The 18,121-nt window shown below is 68.9% G+C and carries 15 protein-coding genes; 14 read left to right on the top strand and 1 reads right to left on the bottom strand.

The window, feature by feature from the left end; all coding sequences use genetic code 11:
• The first annotated feature begins 14 nt into the window (after window positions 1-14).
• The 3 genes from ACIRYZ_RS42255 (at window position 15) to ACIRYZ_RS42245 (ending at window position 4,758) form a co-directional block, all read left to right on the top strand.
• Window positions 15-1,037: an acyltransferase domain-containing protein gene (locus tag ACIRYZ_RS42255; protein ID WP_402953983.1), complete on the top strand. Its 1,023-nt coding sequence runs from the start codon at window positions 15-17 to the stop codon at window positions 1,035-1,037.
• Between the two features lie 644 nt (window positions 1,038-1,681).
• Complete coding sequence (locus ACIRYZ_RS42250) at window positions 1,682-3,739, top strand: NB-ARC domain-containing protein (protein ID WP_402953982.1); 2,058 nt, start codon at window positions 1,682-1,684, stop codon at window positions 3,737-3,739.
• A 2-nt stretch (window positions 3,740-3,741) separates the two neighbouring features.
• Complete coding sequence (locus ACIRYZ_RS42245; RefSeq protein ID WP_402953981.1) at window positions 3,742-4,758, top strand: NAD-dependent epimerase/dehydratase family protein; 1,017 nt, start codon at window positions 3,742-3,744, stop codon at window positions 4,756-4,758.
• On the opposite strand, the gene ACIRYZ_RS42240 is transcribed toward ACIRYZ_RS42245, so the two are convergent.
• Entirely contained in the window at window positions 4,733-5,752 is a 1,020-nt protein-coding gene (locus tag ACIRYZ_RS42240) for a helix-turn-helix transcriptional regulator (RefSeq protein ID WP_402953980.1), read from the bottom strand. The genes ACIRYZ_RS42245 and ACIRYZ_RS42240 overlap by 26 nt on opposite strands.
• A gap of 161 nt (window positions 5,753-5,913) precedes the next feature.
• Between ACIRYZ_RS42240 and ACIRYZ_RS42235 the strand changes: the two genes are divergently transcribed.
• The 11 genes from ACIRYZ_RS42235 to ACIRYZ_RS42185 all read left to right on the top strand — a co-directional run bounded on the left by ACIRYZ_RS42235 (window position 5,914) and on the right by ACIRYZ_RS42185 (window position 17,824).
• On the top strand, window positions 5,914-7,572 hold the full coding sequence (locus ACIRYZ_RS42235; protein WP_402953979.1) for an MFS transporter: 1,659 nt from the start codon (window positions 5,914-5,916) through the stop codon (window positions 7,570-7,572).
• A 257-nt stretch (window positions 7,573-7,829) separates the two neighbouring features.
• The gene (locus tag ACIRYZ_RS42230; protein WP_402953978.1) at window positions 7,830-8,867 is read left to right on the top strand and encodes a methyltransferase; all 1,038 of its coding nucleotides are present in this window, start codon (window positions 7,830-7,832) and stop codon (window positions 8,865-8,867) included.
• Window positions 8,868-8,875: 8 nt separating this feature from the next.
• Complete coding sequence (locus ACIRYZ_RS42225; protein ID WP_402953977.1) at window positions 8,876-9,562, top strand: antibiotic biosynthesis monooxygenase family protein; 687 nt, start codon at window positions 8,876-8,878, stop codon at window positions 9,560-9,562.
• Window positions 9,563-9,585: 23 nt separating this feature from the next.
• Window positions 9,586-11,055, top strand: coding sequence for an FAD-binding oxidoreductase (locus ACIRYZ_RS42220; RefSeq protein ID WP_402953976.1), 1,470 nt, complete (start codon window positions 9,586-9,588; stop codon window positions 11,053-11,055).
• 15 nt (window positions 11,056-11,070) lie between these two features.
• Complete coding sequence (locus ACIRYZ_RS42215) at window positions 11,071-11,814, top strand: class I SAM-dependent methyltransferase (protein ID WP_402953975.1); 744 nt, start codon at window positions 11,071-11,073, stop codon at window positions 11,812-11,814.
• Window positions 11,811-12,161 (top strand): hypothetical protein, encoded by a 351-nt coding sequence (locus ACIRYZ_RS42210; RefSeq protein WP_358942602.1) that lies wholly within the window; start codon window positions 11,811-11,813, stop codon window positions 12,159-12,161. Before ACIRYZ_RS42215 ends, ACIRYZ_RS42210 begins: the two co-directional genes overlap by 4 nt.
• Window positions 12,158-13,297 carry a glycosyltransferase gene (locus ACIRYZ_RS42205; RefSeq protein WP_402953974.1) on the top strand — a complete coding sequence of 380 codons (1,140 nt, stop codon included), beginning with the start codon at window positions 12,158-12,160 and terminating at the stop codon, window positions 13,295-13,297. The genes ACIRYZ_RS42210 and ACIRYZ_RS42205 overlap by 4 nt, the downstream gene beginning before the upstream one ends.
• 4 nt (window positions 13,298-13,301) lie before the next feature.
• Window positions 13,302-14,498, top strand: coding sequence for a cytochrome P450 (locus ACIRYZ_RS42200; protein ID WP_402953973.1), 1,197 nt, complete (start codon window positions 13,302-13,304; stop codon window positions 14,496-14,498).
• Entirely contained in the window at window positions 14,482-14,715 is a 234-nt protein-coding gene (locus ACIRYZ_RS42195) for a hypothetical protein (protein WP_402953972.1), read from the top strand. The genes ACIRYZ_RS42200 and ACIRYZ_RS42195 overlap by 17 nt, the downstream gene beginning before the upstream one ends.
• Window positions 14,716-14,835: 120 nt before the next feature.
• Window positions 14,836-17,160: an ATP-binding cassette domain-containing protein gene (locus ACIRYZ_RS42190; RefSeq protein ID WP_402953971.1), complete on the top strand. Its 2,325-nt coding sequence runs from the start codon at window positions 14,836-14,838 to the stop codon at window positions 17,158-17,160.
• A gap of 19 nt (window positions 17,161-17,179) precedes the next feature.
• Window positions 17,180-17,824, top strand: a complete 645-nt coding sequence (locus ACIRYZ_RS42185) for an NADPH-dependent FMN reductase (RefSeq protein ID WP_402953970.1) — start codon at window positions 17,180-17,182, stop codon at window positions 17,822-17,824.
• Window positions 17,825-18,121: the final 297 nt, after the last annotated feature.

Raw genomic sequence — 18,121 nt, 5'->3', positions numbered from 1 at the left:
CGGTGACGAATCGCGTGAGTGACGCGTCCTCGGCCGCCCGGCAGCCCGGCGGGGCGGAAGCCGTTCCGGGCTCCCCGGTGCTGATGCTGCCCGGGCAGGGCTCGCAGTTCCCGTCGATGGGGGCCCCGCTCTACGAGTCCGACCCCCGGTTCAGGAAGGCGCTCGACGACTTCCTCGACGCCTTCGGTACCGGTGCGGACCGGCTGCGGGACGTATGGCTGAACGGTTCGCCCCAGCAACTCGCCCGCGGGCCGTACGCCCAGCCGTTGCTGTTCGGCATCGGCTACGCGGCGGGCACGGTCTGGCTGGACGAGTTGGGGGACGCCGAGGTGACCCTGATCGGTCATAGCGTGGGTGAACTGGCCGCGGCCACGCTCGCCGGGGTCTTCGATCTCGGGCTGGCGGGCGCGCTCCTGAACGAACGGGCCCGGCTCCTCGAGCATGCCCCCCGCGGCGGTCTGATCGCCTGCCGCGGTGCGGCGGAATCGGTACGGGCGCAGCTCGGTGCCCTGGACGGGAGCGCCTGGATCGCGGCGGAGAACGCGGACAACCAGTGCGTCGTGAGCTGTGCCGAGGAGGATGTCTCCGCCACGGTTCGTCATCTCGGCGCCCAGGGTGTGCCGTGCATGCGCGCCGCCGCGACCGAACCGTTCCACTCCCCTCTCCTGGGGCCCGCCGCCCTCGAGTTCGAGGAGTTCCTGGCCCGGCACGAGCACTGCCTGTCGCCGGCGGGGGTGCGGATGGTCTCGGCCTTCTCGGCGCGGAGGGTCAGCGACCGGGAGGTGCTGCCCGCCGGATTCTGGACGCGTCAGATGGCCGAGCGGGTCGATTTTTGGGAGGCGCTCTGCCGGAACTTCGATTCCGGTTCGCACACGTTCGTGGAGATCGGCCCGGGAACGGCCCTGTCCATGGCCTCGCGCCGGTTGCCCTCCGTGCGCTCCGGGCGTTCCGCCACCGTCGCCACGATGCCGCGCCACCGGCGCGAGGCCGAGTACGGGGAGTCGGTCAGGCGCGAGATCGTCGAGTCCTCCCGCTGACCACCCGGCCGGGACTTCACGGCATTGCGTCCCCGAACGGCCCTGCGGGTGACGCCCGGAAAGCACGGACCGTCAAGGCCGTCGAATCTTCCAAGTGGCCAAAGCCTGGTGTTAGCATTACCGAAGACTGGACGGGGGAGATCAGATGCAATGGCCGGCCGCCCGAACCTCCTGGGCCTTTGGCGAACCAGGCACCGTCTGCTGCCCATCAGTGCATCGCGCCAACAGACAGTTCGGTCTGAATAGCTTCGCGTGACGCGGAGTTCCCCTCCCGGGTGAAATGGACCCCGATATTCCGAATCGCTGGTTCCCACCCTTCCCGATGTCGGCCCGCACCAGTCGCGGGCCAGCCCTTCAGTGTCATGTGTCATGTACATAGCGAATGGGGCGTCGGTCCCCAGTCGCATCCGGTGGATCTCCGGGTGCGCTCACGCGTGCGTCAGCATCGCGGAAGGCCCGGCGTCCCCACACATGACCTGTCGCCACTCCCGCTCGCGACGTGAGTGGGAGTACGCACGAGGATTTTCGAAGCCTTCTTCACAGGGGGACTGCGGCGCGCCCACGACCGATCGACCGGGCCGTGCCGGCAGTTCGAAGCAGGGCATTCTCTCAATTGAATCGAATGGCTGACGGGGGAAGACGCTATGAGTTTCATTCGTTTTGACGTGCTGGGTTCACTTCAGGTCCGAAGTGACGGCACACTTGTTCAGCTGACCGGGCGGAAATACAGGACGGTGGTTTCCTATCTCGCCCTTCAGCCCGAACATTCGGCGGCGATGGAGGATCTGCTCAATGCCGCATGGGAAAAGAAGCGCCCTTCCAGCGCGAATCACCAGGTTCGGAAGATGATTTCCGCATTGCGGCTCAGCTTAGACGACGGCTGGGACCTGGTGACGACCTCGCAGGAGGGCTACATGCTCAAGCTGACGCCCAAGCAGTCCGATGTCTCCGAGTTCCGCCGCCTCTACGACCGGGCGATGTCGAGCTCCCTGGCCAGTGACGAGGACCTCTCGACGGCGTACTCGGCACTGGCGCTCTGGCGTGGACGGCCGTGCGAGGGATCGGAACCGCGGGGGCAGGAACTCCGCATCTTCGAACTGGTGGAGCAGCACCGCGTACTCCTGAACAAGACCGTGCAGGCATTCCATGAAAGAGGACGTTCCGACGAACTGACCTCGATACTGCACGTGGCGTCGAAGATCCACGGGCATCCGGTCCGCAGAGGATCCGATGTCGCCGTTCCCGCCCCGCCCGTCCAGCCCGTGAGCAGCCTGCCCGTCCATAACGTCCCGCACCTGCCGTCCTCCGCGGCAAGGGACAGTTCCCCAGTCGGCCCGAGCTGCCTGCCCCGGGATCTGCACGATTTCGCAGGGCGGGAACGCGAGGTCGACGAGCTGGAGAAACTGCTGTCGGGGGACGGGCCCCATCCGCTGCTCGTGGCGACGATTCACGGAATGGGCGGCCTGGGCAAGACGACCATCGCCGTCCGGCTGGCACACAAACTGGCCCGCCACTATCCGGACGGGCAGCATTTCGTGTCGCTGGACGGGTCCGCCTCGTCCTCCACGGCCAGTGTGTCCAGCGCGCTCGGGGTGCTGCTGAGGCAGAAGGGCGTTCCCGACGACGAGATCCCGTCCTCCGAGGAGGGGCGCCTGGCACAGTGGCGTACCCTCACTGCGGGGCAGAGGCTGCTCGTCGTGCTGGACGACGCGTGCAGCATCGAGCAGGTGGAGCCGCTCATCCCGCCCTCGCGCGACAGCGCGTGCGTCATCACCTCCCGCATCATCCTCAACGGAATCGACGGGGCCCATCACATCTCGCTCGGGCTGCCGGACGAGGACGAGTGCCTGAAGATGCTCAGCTCCATGGTCGATCAGCGCTTCGACGGCAGCCAGACGCAGGATGCCCGGGCTCTGATCCAGATGTGCGCCAACCTGCCGCTGGCGCTCCGCCTGGCAGCGGCGCGGATATCGACACGCGACTTCCTGGACCTGCGCGAGCTCAGCAACCGCCTCTCCTCCTCGGCCTCCGCCTTCAGTGAACTGGAAGTGCCCGGGCGCAGTCTGGTCGGCCGGCTCATGACCTCGTTCACCTACCTGGAGGAGTTCGATCACGACCGCTATCTGCGGCTCTCGCTCCTGCCCTGTCCCGAGATGGACGAGACCTCGGTCGCGGCCTCGCTCGGCGTATCGCCCGACTGGGCCAGGCGCGCGTGCCGGCGCTTCGCCGACCGGGCGCTGCTGCAACGGACGCGGTCGGGCACGTACCAGATGCACCCGCTGCTGTTGCACGCCGCGCATCTGGAAGTGCAGAAGAGCATCCCCCGCGAGGAGCAACGCCGCATCGCCCGCGCTGCGTTGCACCACTACAAGGCGTCGTACGGTCTGGTGGGGGCCAGCCGCATCAGCCCCTCGCCGAGCGCCGACGGCAATGTGGTGCTTCGGACCCTCACCCGGTCCGCCGAGCTGGCGGCGTGCCTGGGCCTCCAGGAGGAGTTCGTCGATCTGTGCGTCGCGTGGGAGGGGCTGATCTCCCGACTGCTGGACACCCGGCAGCAGGAGGCGGTGTGGAATCTTGCGCTCGACGCCTCGCGACAGCACTCGAACGGGTCGGTACGAGCGCACCTGAAGGAGTTTGTCCGAGGCCGTGAGCCAGCCCGGCCGTCCGGTCCCAGGCCGCATCCGTATCTGGACGTGAGCTGACGATGGACCGCATTCTTCCGTATCCGCCCGTTGCCGAGGCGCTGCTGTCGCCGGGTTCGTACGGCTCCGCCGCGCGCGAGGAATCCACCGGGACGACGGAAGTCGTCGTGGGCGGTGGAGGGCTGCTGGGGAGGCACATCCTCGGCGTGCTCGGCCCACGTCCGGTCCGACGGGTGTCCGTGCGATGGGGCGACCACGTCCAGGCGTGCCGGCGGCTCTACGCGCTGGGAAGGGACCTGGCCCGGCAGCCGAACCGCTGGAACCTGTACTGGTGTGCGGGCCTGGCTGTGTTCCACACACCCGCGCAACAGGTCGAGCGGGAACGTGTACTGGTGAGCCGCTTGCTGGCCGGCGTCAACGACGGGCTCGAACGGTCGGGTTCTCCTTCGAACGGCGCCCTGTTCTTCGCGTCGTCGGCGGGCGGCGCATTCGCGGGCTCGGAGCGCGCGCCGTTCACGGAGCTCTCCCCGCCCGTTCCCGTGAATCCCTACGGCGAGGCCAAACTCGCCGTGGAGGAGGAAGCCCGGGCCCTGTCGCACCGGTGGCGACTGCCCACGGTGTCGGCCCGCATCACGAATCTCTACGGCCCCGGACAGAACCTCGCCAAGAACCAGGGCCTGGTCAGCGCCATCATCAAGGCCCAGCTGAGCGGCGAACCCCTGCCGCTGCGGGCCGCGCTGGAGACCACGCGCGACTACATCTACGCGCGGGACTGCGCCCGGATGGCCGTCGCGGCGATGGAGGCGGTGCGTTCCCGTACCCGGGGGACGGACCCGTATGTCTGCAAGATCTTCGCCAGCGGGCGGCCCTTCCGGATCGACGAGCTCCTGGAGGTGGCCGAGCGTCTCTTCGACCGGCCGGTGCCGGTCGCGCACGAGCCCGTGGCGGCGGGCCCGAACGTCGATCTCTCGGTCACCTCACGGGTGTGGACGGATCTGGCGTCGTCCCCGTTTCTGAACATCGAGGAAGGAATGCGGGCCGTCCGTTCCGATCTCAGGTACCGGCTCGGACTGAACTGACCGGCTCCGGCGCGCGCTCGTCGGGCAGGGGCACCCCGGCGTCGAGGCGGCCGATCACCTGGCGGGCCGCCTCGGCGAGTTCGGGCGGGCCTTCGACGGTGAAACGGCAGTTGAAGGTGACGAGGAAGCCGATGAGCGCCGACCAGGACCACGCCCCCATCCGGATCCGGGTGATCCGCTCGTCGATCGCTTCGAAGCTCGCCGCGCCCGGAGCCCACTTCGCCACCAGCGTCGCGGGGCACTCCATCAGGACGGTGCCCCAGCACGGCCAGGTGTCCGCGGTGTCCCCCCGGTCGGGCTGGCTCTGGACGAAGCGGGTGATGTCCGCCTCCGGCACTTCCCGAGGACCGAACCGCCAGGCGGTGGAGGTCAGTTGCCCTATGCGGTCGAGCCGGTAGGTGTGCCAGGAGTTCCTGCGCTGGTCGTACGCCACCAGATACCAGCGCCCGGACCAGACGACGAGCCGATGGGGTTCGGCCAGGACCTCGTCGTCCTCCACCGGGTCGTGGTCGATGGACCGGTAGGCGAACCGCACCAGCTCGCGCTGCTGCGCGGCGGCGCTCAGCTGCGCCAGCAGCGCGGGATCGACCTGGGGCGGGGCCAGCTCCCAGGCGTTCTCGATCTGCTCGATCGAGAAGGTCGCCAGCCTGCGGGCCAGGTGGGGAGGCAGGAACTCCTTGATGGAGTTCAGTGCCCGCTTCGTGGCGTCCCCCATGCCGGTCACCGAGGCCGGAGCCGTCTGCAGGGCCAGGGCGATGGCGATGGCCTGCTCGTCGTCGACTATCAGCGGGGGCAGCCGCGCTCCGCGGGACAGCCGGTAGAAGCCGGAGGGGCCTTTGCGCGCCGTGACGGGATAGCCCAGTTCGCGCAGCCGGTTGATGTCGCGCCGGACCGTCCGCGGGGACACCCCCAGCCGCTCGGCCAGACCGTCGCCGGTCCACTCCTTCTGGGCCTGAAGCAGGCTGAGCAGCTCCAGCGTTCGGTTGGCGATCACGGATTGCCCTCCGGATTGGTGTCAGTAGAGGTCAGAATACGTCCTCTTCTTCTGGCAGGGTGCCATTGGCTCGGAGGCCGGACGCCTCCCAGACACCCCCAGTACCTCGCCCTCGGCGACCGAACGGGGTGCACCCCCATCGAACAGAACGGAGGAACGCTGTGTCCGAGAATCCGGCTCGGCCCTCACCCACCAACCGGGACGCCTGGTTGGGCCTGGTCGCCATTTCCCTCGGTGTCTCGCTGGTGGTCGTGGACTTCACCATCGTCAATGTGGTGATGCCGCCGATCATCGACGACCTGGAGATCTCGGCCTTCGGCGCTCAGTGGATCCAGGAGTCCTACGCGATCATCCTGGCCGCCCTGTTGCTGGTGATGGGCCGCTTCTCGGACGTCCTGGGAGCGCGCAGGCTGTTCATGGTCGGGACCGTGATCTTCGGGCTGGCCAGCATCGCTGCGGCGGTGTCGCCCACCGGGGATCTGCTGATCGCCAGCCGGTTCGCGCAGGGTGTCGGTGGCGCGATCATCATGCCGACGTCGCTGGCGCTGCTCAATCTGACCTTCCGGGGCCCGGACCGCGGCAAGGCGTTCGCCGTCTGGGGATCGACGATCGGGGCGGCTGCCGCGGTCGGACCGCTGCTGGGCGGCTGGCTCGCCGACTACTCCTGGCGGTGGGCCTTCGGCATCAACATCGCGGTCGTCGCGCTGATCCTCGTCGGCATCATGAAGTTCCTCCAGCCCTCCCCTCGCCAGCCGGGACGGATCGACGCCGTCGGCGCGGTGCTGTCGGTGCTGGGCCTCGGACTTCTCGCGTTCGCGCTGATCGAGGGACGCAACTACGGGTGGTGGGAACCGCGCAAGGACTTCGGTCCCTTCGGGGACGGCACGGGTCTGTCGGTCATCCCGGTCGCCCTGGTCGTCGCGGTGGTGTGTCTCGCCCTCTTCCTGTTCCTCCAGGTGCGGCTCACCCGGGGCAACGGCACGGCGCCGCTGATGGACACCTCGCTGTTCGGCATCAAGTCCTTCAGCACGGGCAACATCGCGACACTCATCATCGCCCTGGCCGAGTTCGGCATGCTCGCCGTGCTGCCGCTGTGGCTCCAGTACGCCCTGGACTACTCCCCGGTCCAGACCGGGTTGCTGGTCTTCGTCGTCGCGGTCGGCAGCTTCTTCGCGAGTGGCGCGAGCTTCGGCATGGCCGAGAAGACCGGGCCGATCGGCCTGGTCCGGATCGGCCTGGTCCTGGAGGCCGCCGGCCTGCTGATGTTCGGCCTGCTGGCCAGCAGCGACTCCCAGTGGTGGGTCATCGCCATCGCCCTGTTCCTGTACGGCATGGGAGTCGGTTTCGCCACCGCCCAGGTCACCAATGTGGTCCTGGCGGACGTGCCGCCTCGGCAGGCCGGCCAGGGCTCCGGAATCCAGAGCGCCGCGCGCCAGCTCGGCTCCGCACTCGGTATTGCGGTTCTGACCTCGACGTTCTTCACGGTACTGGCCTCCGACCTGTCGAACCGGCTCGTCAAGCAGGGAACACCCGAGGCCGGCGCCGACCAGCTGTCCTCGGCGGTCTCCGACAGCGCCGGCGCGATGATCTCCGGGCTGGGCGACAACCCGCAGACGGCGTCCGCCGCCGACGCCGCCCGCGACGCCATGTCCCACGCGATCCAGACCAATGGCTACACCTGTGCCGCGCTGCTCGCCCTCGGCATGCTGGCGACCTTCCTCATCCCCCGGCCCAAGCAGGGCGCCCAGCAGTGGGGGGAGGGCAACGCCGCCGACGCGGCACCGGACGCCGAGATCGACGTCGGCCGGACCCATGCCTAGAGGCGATCAACCGAAGGACGGCCACGCGGTCCATGCCGCGCTGTCCGTCCGGCTACACCCCGCGGAGTGCTGTGGGACGGGTGCGTACGCGCCGTCCCACAGCACTCCGCGTCGCTCCGGCACCGCTTCCCAGGACCATCCCATGGGGATACCTACCGCCGCCCCTGCATCGGCAAGAGAGTGTGACGAGCACGGACTCCCCCTGCAGCGGTGCCCCACCTCACCACATGGCCAACAGTCGAAGGGACGTCATGACTATGGCAAATACGCAATCGCTGCCCCCGTCGTCGGCACCTGTCAGCCTGCAGCTTCTCGACCTCCTGATGGGGAGTTGGCGCGCCGGTGTCGTCAGCACCTTCGCGGAACTCGGGGTGGCGGACGCCCTGGCGCCCGGGGCTCTGGGATCGGCCCAGTTGGCGGTTCGGCTCGGTCTCGAGCGCGACACTGCGGACCGGTTCTTCCGCGCCGGCACAGCAGTCGGCCTGCTGCGCCGGACCGCCCAGGACGCACTGGAGCTGACCGCTCTGGGCCGCGCCCTGGCCACCGACGACGCCGACTCCATGCGCAACTTCGCACGGTGGACGGGCTCCACCGCCGAACGGGCGACCTGGGCGCACCTGCCCACCGCGGTGCGCACGGGGCGCTCGCCCTTCGCCGCGATGCACGGTTCGGGCGTCTGGGAGTTCATGGAGTCCAATCCCGACACCGCGGCCGTCTTCAACTCCGCGATGACCGAGCTCTCCAAGAGGGTCATCCGTCCCGTGGTCGAGGCGTTCGACTTCTCCCGGTTCGGGAGCGTCACCGATGTCGGTGGCGGGCGAGGGGCGCTCCTGTCCGCCGTGCTGCAGAAGCACCCCGGCATCTCCGGCGTCCTCTTCGACCAGCCGGACGTGGTCTCGCGGGCGTGGCCCGAGCTGTCGGACGCGGGTGTCTCGGACCGCGTGACGGTGAAGGCCGGCTCCTTCTTCGACAGCGTGCCGCCCGGGAGCGACCTGTACATGGTCTCCAACGTGTTCCACGACTGGGACGACGCGCGGTCCCGCCGCATTCTCAAGAACATCGCGTCGGCCATGGGCGAAGGGGCGCATCTCGCCGTCGTCGAGGCCGTGGCCGGTCTGGACGACACGGTGGACCGGGCTATCTCACTCATGGACATGGACATGCTCGTCCTCTGTGAGGGCAAGCAGCGCACCGTGCAGGAGTTCCGGTCCCTGATGTCCGAGGTCGGTATCGAGCTGGTCGGAGTCGCCCGGGCCGGCCTGCAGTCCGTCATCGAAGGAAAGAAAGTCTCATAGGAGGACGCATGCCGATCATTGAGCCGGAGAACGGTTCCCTGACCGTGTTCAACCTGTTCAACACCACGGACTCGGAGAAGCAGAAGACTCTCCTGGACGCCATGCGGGGCATCATCGCCAACGCGAACTACCCGGGCTGGCGGTCGTCCACCCTGCACGCCGGAGTGGCGCGGCCCTGCGCGGCCAACTACATCCAGTGGCGGTCGATCGACGATCTGAAGGAGCGGTACGACGGCGAGAACTTCAAGCACAACACGGTTCCCTACTTCACTGATCTCACCACGTCGGTGCATCTGCTGAAGACCGAAGTGGTGTCCGTCCAGACGAAGGACGGCGGCTCCCTGACGGAGATCGGCCCGGACCGCGACGACTTCACCGTCATCGTCCTGATGGGATGCGATCCCAAGCACCAGAGTGAGCTCGTGTCCATGTTCGAGAAGCCGGACTCCTGGATGCGGCAGGTGCCGGGATACCGCTCGCACAGCATTCTCCGCGCGCTCGACGGCGACATGGTCGTCAACTACGCGCAATGGGACGACGCCGCCTCCTATGAGGCGTTCCACACCATGCCGGAGGAGCAACGCCCCGCGCACGACCGGCAGATGCGCGCACGCGGCAAGTCCCTGCTGACCTCGCGGGAGTCCAATACGTACGGGGTCGTCTTCTCCCGGTCCCGCCAGGGCGACGCGTCGTGACGGCGCCGATGACACCGCTCACGGTGAGCCCCGGGGACCCCCGGTACATCGAGCTCTCGCACTCGGACAACCACCGGTTCGCCGTCGAACCCGCGCAGTTCGTGCTGCCCGTCACGCCGGACGAGACCGTCGCCGCTCTGCGCGGGGCCGTCTCGGACGGGCGTGGCGTCGCCTGCCGGTCCGGTGGCCACTGCGGCCAGGACTTCGTGGGTACGCCGCGCCGTGACCTCGTCCTGGACCTCCACAACCTCAACGGGGTCGGCCTGTCCGAGGACGGACTCGGGGTGCGGATCGGTGCGGGTGCGACGGTCGACCAGGCCCAGAAGGCCCTGTACCGCCGGTGGAACACGGCCCTGCCCCTGGGGGCCTGCTCCGCGGTGGGCATGGGAGGGCTGGTTGCGGGCGGCGGCTACGGTCCGCTGTCGCGGCAACTGGGGCTGGTGGTGGACCATCTGCGTGCCGTGGAGGTCGCCGTCGTGGACGAGTCCCGGCAAGTGCGTCTGGTGACCGCGCGCGCCGACGACACCGGCGACCTCGGCGAGCTCTTCTGGGCGCACACCGGCGGTGGCGGCGGCAACTTCGGCATCGTCACCGCCTACGAGTTCCGCAGCCCGGAGCACCTGGCCGACGGGCCGGTCGGACTGCCCCGCGCCTCCGGCCGGCTGCACGTCCAGAAGATCATGTACCCCTGGGCGGCCTTGGACGAGCAGGCGTTCATCACCCTGCTGCGGCGCTTCTTCGAGTGGCACGAGCGCCACAGCGCGCCGGGAACGCCCGAGTCGTCGCTGTTCGCCACCCTCTTCGTCCAGCATCGCAGCTCGGGATTCCTGCAGCTGATGGTCCAGCAGGACGCCGACGTGGACCCCGAGGGCAGGATTCTGCGGGAGTTCGTCGCGTCCCTGACGGAGGGGACGGGCGCGGTGGGCATCCCCCGAGGGGGCGTCATGAGCTGGCTGACCGGCACCCGTTACATGAGCCAGGCCGACTGCGGCGATGTCATGGGGGCCCGCTCGGCCTCCAAGTCCGCATACCACCGCACGACGCCCACCGACGACCAGTTCGCCGTGCTCCACCGGCACCTGAACTCCGACCACCCCGGCCAGGCCTCGTACGCCATGCTCAACAGCTACGGGGGAGAGATCAACCGGCGGGACCCGTCCGACACGGTCACCGCCCAGCGGGACTCCATCGTGAAGTCGTCGTGGTTCTCCGCCTGGCAGGACGCTGAGCAGGACGGGCTCCATCTCGGCTGGCTGCGCGGCCTCTACGAGGAGTTCTTCGCCGGTACGGGGGGCGTTCCGGTCGTCGGCGACCGTACCGACGGCTGCTACATCAACTACCCCGACGCCGACCTCATGGACCCTGCCCACAATCGCTCCGGGCAGCCCTGGCATCACCTGTACTACAAGGACAACTACGCACGCCTGCGGTCGGCGAAGCGGACATGGGACCCCTTGAACATCTTCCATCACCGCATGTCCATACAACCTTGAGAGGAATCGCGAACGATGCCAACCGGCAGCACGGAGAAGATCCCCTTCGAGAAGCTCTATCAGGACGGGGAGAAGCTGGGCCCCCTCATGCCGTGGAACATCGGCGGACCGCAGCCCGCGGTGCGCGCGATCTGTGACGCCGGCGGATTCCGTGGAAACGTGCTCGATCTCGGCTGCGGACTCGGGGACAACGCGTTGTACCTGGCCGCCCAGGGACTCCGCGTCAGCGCGGTCGACATCTCGGAGGTCGCCGTCGAATGCGGCCGCGAGAAGGCCCGTCGTAGCGGCGTGGCGGTGGACTTCCGGGCCGCCGACGCGTTCTCCCTGGCGACGTCCGGATCCCGCTACGACTCCGTCCTGGACAGCGCCTTCTTCCACACGCTTCCGGCAGAGGAAGTGCCCCGCTACGCAGAGCTCCTGCGCGCACTCTGCGCCGACGGCGCCGAACTCCACCTGTTCACGTTCTCGAAGGAACTCACCCCCGACTTCCCCGGGCCGCGCCGGATCTCCGAGCCGGAGCTGCGGGCGGCGTTCTCCGCGGACTGGGACATCAGGACGATCGAGGCGACCCGCTACCACAGTTCGCTGCCCGCCGAGGCCGTCGCCAAGATGGTCGACCCGCGGACGTTCGAGGTCGACGCCCCCACCGACAACCTCTCCGACCAGATGGTCGACGAAGCCGGGAACGTCGTTTCCCTGATCTGGCACATGCACGCCGTACTGCGTCCGCAGGAGAACCGATCGGAGCCCCGGGCATGAAGTTCACCGCCGTCCTCGTCGTCAACTACCAGAACCCCTGGTACGAGCTGTCGCTCGACGAGCGCATATCGATCGAGCACGAGCACGTCTTCCCCGGCATCGGCGCCTTCGTGAAGCGGGGCGGGGAGATCACCCCGGTGCGCGCCATCAAGTACGGGCGTGAGGCGGAGAGCTTCTTCGTCCTGGGCTTCGACGACATGGAGAACTACCTGGACCTCGTCCGGGAGCTCCGCTCCAGCCATCTGCTGACCTCGGGTCTGGCCGCCATCGAATTCGAGACGGTCGGGCTGAAGGAAGCCTACTTCGCGGAGCGCGACAAGGACCGGTCCGAGGAGGCCGCCTCGTGAAGGCCCTGTTCTACGCCGCGGGCACGAGCCCGGCCAGTGCCTTCGCGATCGGCCCCCTCGCCTCGGCGTTGCGGGCGTCCGGGCACGACATCCTGGTGGCTTCCTTCGAGGAGCTGTCCGGTGCGGTCACCGGCGTCGGTCTGCCGTCGATCCCGGTGGCCCGCGGCCATTCGACCGAGAGCATCAAGGCCGCCTCCGGGGGCAGGCCGGCGATCGAGTACCCCCACCGGCCCGAGCTGGAGATGCCCTACCTGGGTCACTGGTTCGGCCGCCAGGGAAGCCACGTCTTCGACGATCTGGTGGAGATCTGCCGGACCTGGGGCGCCGACGTCCTGATCGCGGGCAGCCAGGGGCACGGCGCGGAGATCGCCGCCCGGCTCGTCGGCATCCCCTTCGTACGGCAGTCCTGGGACCTGTTCGACATCCACGGCTACGAGGAGCATCTCCACGAGGAGCTGGCGGACCAGCTCGCCACGATCGGCGCGGACACGCTGCCCGACCCGTCGTTGCGCATCGACATCTGCCCTCCCGGGCTGACCGACACGGCCAACACCTTCATGCGCTGGACCCCGCACAACAAGCAGCGGGAGATCGAGCCCTGGATGCTGAGGACTCCGGACCAGGGCCGGGTGTGCCTGACGATGGGCAGTTTCCGGTACGCCTTCCCGGGGGCGATGGACCGGATCTCGGCCATCGTGGAGGGGTTGCGGGCCCTTGAGGTCGAGGTCGTCGTCGCCATCGGCGAGGCCGAGGGCAAGCAGTTGGAGGAGAAGTACCCGGGCGTCCGGGCCGGCTGGATCCCGCTGGAGGCCATCCTGCCGACCTGCGAGGTGATCATCCATCCGGCGGGCGGCCTGACAGCCATCAACGCCATCAACACCGCCACGCCGCAGCTGATCCTCAACCCGTTCGAGGCGTTCGTACCGGCTCTCAAGCGCCTCACGGACTACGGATGCGCGCGAACGCTCTACCGCGAGGAAGGCACCGCCGAGGCGATCGCGCAGTCCGTCAAGGAGATGCTGGGCGACTCCTCGTACTGCTCCAGGGCCCGGGACCTCGCACGACAGGCCGCGACGGCGCCGACAGCGGTGGGCATCGTTCCGCTGATCGAAGACCTCGTCGCGCAGGGAAGGTGAAGCCGTGACTTCGACAACGACGATCCCGCGGACCGATCTCGATCCGTACACCGACGCGTCGATCACCGACCCGTACCCGGTGTACGGCGCGCTCCGCGACATCGCGCCGGTGACGTACCTGACCTCCCACCAGGTGCACTGCGCCGCCCGCTACGACGAGGTCTACGCGGCCCTGCACCGCCACGGCACGTTCGTGTCCGGCGAGGGGGTGGGCCTGACGGACGCCCTGAACAAGGCGCAGAAGGGCAGCAGCTTCACCAGTGACCCGCCGTACCACGCCAATGTGCGCGGACTGGTGGCCCGGCATCTCAAGCCCCGCGCGATGGCCGACATCACGGGGTACGTCACCTCCTGGGCGGACCGGCTGGTGAAGGACCTCGTCGAGCGGGGATCGTTCGACGCCGTCCAGGACTTCGCGGTCGCGTTCCCGCTGGCCGTCGTGCCCGATCTGCTGGGGTGGCCCGAGGACGAGGGGAAGGAACGGCTCCTGGAGTGGGCCAGTGCCGGATTCAACGCCTTCGGACCCATGAACGACCGGACCCGGGCCGGGCTTCCCCTCCTGGGCGAGATGAGCGAGTTCCTCCACCGGATGTCGCAGCCGGGCAATCTGCGTCCCGGAAGCTGGGGGGCCGAGCTGGTCTCGGAGGCCCGCGAGGGCAAGATCGAGGACAAGCTGCTGCCGGGGCTGCTCGGTGACTTCCTGGCCCCGTCCATGGACACCTCGGTCAGCGCCCTGTCCAGCATGCTGTGGCTGCTGGGCGAGCACGAGGACCAGTGGCTGCGCCTCAAGGAGGACCCCTCACTCATCCCGTCGGCGTTCAACGAGATCATCCGGCTCGAGTCACCGCTTCGCGGATTCACCCGCCACGTGGCGGAGGACACCGAGCTGGGCGGGGCGCAGCTCCCCCGCGGGTCGCGGGTGCTCCTGCTCTTCGGCTCGGCCAACCGCGACGAGAGGTTCTGGAAGGACCCGGAGTCCTTCGACGTCGGACGGCCGGGCGTGGCCCAGCACGTCGGCTTCGGGCACGGCATCCACGCGTGCGTCGGTCAGGCGCTGTCGCGCCTCGAGGGGCAGAGCCTGCTGGCGGCGCTCGTCCGCCACGTCGGCCGGATCGAGGTCTCGAAGCCCACGTGGCGGCTGCACAACACCATCCGCGGGATCGAGAGGATGGATGTGACGTTCCATGGACAAGCGTCCTGACGCCGGTGCCGTACTGGCCGTGGTCGGGATCGACGCCCGAAGGTGCGAGATGCACCGGCAGTGCGAGGGACTGTCGGACGCGATCTTCCGGTCCCCCGAGCAACGGGTCGTCCTGCGGGCGGGGGACGACCCGCCCGGTGGTGTCCGCCGGATGGAGCGGCTGATCAGGTCCTGCCCCATGGGCGCGCTCGAACTGGACGTACCGGGGCCCGAGTAGGACGCGCGGAGCCATGAGGAGTAGAGGTCAGGAATTGACCTCTACTCCTCATAGCCTGACACCCCAGGAACCACAGGAGGATCTTTGAACCCCGCCCGATCATTGACCGAGGCATCGACAGTGGGCAGCACGGAGCGAGCCGCCGACCAGCCGCGAGCGGGTCGGCTGTCCCACGACAGCGGCCACATCGAGGTGCGCGGGGCGCGGACCAACAACCTGCGCGACGTCTCGATCGACGTGCGCAAGGGCGCGCTCACCGTCTTCACCGGGGTTTCGGGTTCGGGCAAGAGCTCGCTGGTGCTCGGCACCATCGCGGCCGAGTCCCAGCGCCTGCTCAACGAGACCCAGCCGACCTTCGTCCAGGGGCTGCTGCCGCAGACGGTGCGCCCGGACGTCGACAGTCTGCGCAACCTCTCGGCCGTCGTGACCGTGGACCAGAAGCGGCTGGGCGCGGACCCCCGGTCCACCATCGGGACCGCCACCGACACCTACGGTCTGCTGCGCCAGCTCTTCTCCCGCCACGGCACCCCGCACATCGGCTCGCCCAGCCGGTTCTCGTTCAACGATCCGGCCGGCATGTGCCCGTCCTGTTCGGGCACCGGGGTGGTCACCGATGTCGACATCGACCGGCTGGTGGACCGCGACCGCTCCCTCAACGAGGGCGCGCTGCTCTTCCCCACCTTCGCGGTCGGCTCCGCGTTCTGGTCGATCTTCGTCAACTCCGGCTTCTTCGACCCCGACCTCGCGCTCCGCGAGTACGACGACGAGGCGTGGAGGACGCTGCTGTACCTGGACCACGCCAAGGTCGACAGCCGCTCGCTGAAGGTGACGTACGAGGGTCTCGTGCCCAAGTTGCGGCGTCTGTACCTGAACAAGGAACTCGAATCGCTCCAGCCGCACGTGCGTGCCGCGGTCGAGTTCATCTCCACCACTTCGACGTGCGCCGCGTGCGAGGGCAGCCGTCTGTCGGCCGAGGCCCGCTCGGTCCGGGTCAACGGGGTGGGCATCGCCGAGTGCACGAGCATGGAGATCGCCGAGCTGCTCGCGCTCATGGAGAAGTGGACCGACCCGGCGATGGCCGGTCTCGTCGACGGCATCCGCACCGCGCTGGCCGCGATGGTCGAGCTCGGTCTGGGCTATCTCAACCTCCAGCGCCGTGCGGGCACGCTGTCGGGCGGTGAATCGCAGCGGGTGAAGATGGTGCGCCACCTGGGCTCGGCGCTGACCGACCTGACGTACGTCTTCGACGAGCCGACGACCGGGCTGCACGCCGACGACGTCGACCGGGTGCTGAAGGTGATGGCGAACCTGCGAGACAAGGGCAACACCGTCCTCGTCGTGGAGCACGACCCCCAGGTCCTCGATGTCGCCGACGCGGTCGTCGACCTGGGGCCGGGCGCCGGAACCCACGGCGGAACGATCGTCTACGCGGGAGAGCCCGGCGGCCTTCCCGCGTCCGACGGGGCCACCGCCGCCGCCCTGCGCACCGTGCCCCGGCTGCGGGCCGCCCGCGAGCCGAAGGGGTGGCTGCGGGTGGAGGGCGCCGATCTGCACAACCTGCGCGATGTGACCGTGGAGTTCCCGCTCGGGGTCCTCGTCGTCGTCAGCGGGGTCGCGGGGGCGGGCAAGAGTTCGCTGAGCCGGGGCGTGCTCCCGTCCCACCTGGACTCCTGCGTGATCATCGACCAGAGCCTGCCCCGGGGAAGCCGCCGCAGCACGCCCGCGAGCTGGACCGGCATCCTGGATCCCGTCCGCAAGGCGTTCGCCCGTGCCACCGGGGTGAGTGCCGCGCTGTTCTCGTCGAACTCGGAGGGTGCCTGCCCGGCCTGCAACGGTCTCGGGGTCACCGTGACGGAGCTGGGCCGGGGCGACACCATGGAGTCCACCTGCGAGGAGTGCGACGGCTCCCGGTTCCGCGGCGAGGTGCTCGCCCACCGGCTCCGCGGTCGCAGCATCGCCGATGTCCTCGCCCTGTCGGTGGCCGAGGCGTGCCAGTTCTTCACGGAACGGCCGATCAGGGCGGTGCTGGAGAGCCTTGAGGGGGCCGGGCTCGGCTATCTCGCACTCGGGCAGCCGCTGTCCACGCTGTCCGGAGGAGAACGGCAACGGCTCAAGCTGGCCGTCGAGTTGGCCTCGCCCTCCGACTTCTATGTGGTCGACGAGCCGACGGCGGGGCTGCACCGCCAGGACGTGGGGCGCCTGCTCGGCCTGCTGGACCAGCTCGTGGCGAAGGGCAGCACCGTGGTCGTGGTGGAGCACGACCTGGACGTCATCGCCCAGGCCGACTGGGTGATCGACATGGGGCCGGGTGCCGGAGCGGCCGGCGGTGACGTCGTGTTCTCCGGGCTGCCCAGGGACCTCGTGGAGCACCGGACCTCGGTGACCGGGCGCCATCTCGCGGACCGGCTGAACGACGTGCCCGCCGCCGGGCCCGCACGCACATGACACACAAGGAGCGGAACAGATGACCAGGATTGCCGTCATACTCGGGAGCACTCGCCCCGGCCGGCGCGGGGAGACCGTGGCTCGGTGGGCCACCAAGGTCGCCGCGCGGCATCCCGCGGCGGTGGTGGGCGAGGTGACCTTCGAACTGGTCGACCTGGCGGACTACGCGCTGCCGATGCTGGACGAGCCCGTGCCCGCGATGTTCGGCCAGTACCGCAATGAGGCCACGCGGCGGTGGGCCGCCGCCATCGGTTCGTTCGACGGATTCGTCTTCGTGACGCCCGAGTACAACCACTCCATGACCGCGGCCCTGAAGAACGCGATCGACCACCTGTTCGTCGAGTGGAACGACAAGGCGGCCGGGTTCGTCAGCTATGGCGTGCACGGCGGTACTCGTGCCGTCGAGCATCTGCGGCTGACGCTGGCCGAGGTGAAGGTCGCCGGCGTGCGCAGCCAGGTCGTCCTTTCGGTGTTCGACGACTTCGACTACACCGGCTGCGACATGACGGACCCGACCTCGGCGGGCGTGTTCCGGCCCGGGGAGCGGCAGGAAGCGGCGATGAACACGATGCTGGACGAGGTCGTCGCCTGGTCGGTGGCGCTCGAACCGCTGCGCGCGAAGGCCGCCGCGAATTCCGACGGCGATGCGGTGCCGGCTGGGTGAGGCATCGTATCGGCCGCGCGGGGCCGCCCCGTCCCCTTGGGGACGGCCCCGCAACCGCTCGCGCCCGGGCGGTGCAGACAAGGCCGTCAGGGCCCTCGACGGTGTCGTCGTTCTTTACTGACCTCGGCGCTTCAAGGTGATGGCGGTGGGAGGTCGAGGGAGAGTCCGGCCCCGGTGAGGAAGCCGTCGAGGACGTCGGAGTGGTATTGCAATCGCTTGAGGCGGTTGCGGACAACAGCCTCCAGCTGGTCAAGGGCGACATTGGCGAGGTTCGCCAGACTGCGTTTGACGTGGGCC

Origin of the sequence: Kitasatospora sp. NPDC101155 (assembly GCF_044768305.1) — a bacterium.
In the GTDB taxonomy this organism is placed as follows: Bacteria; Actinomycetota; Actinomycetes; order Streptomycetales; family Streptomycetaceae; genus Kitasatospora.
This window is presented reverse-complemented; position numbering and strand designations above follow the sequence as displayed.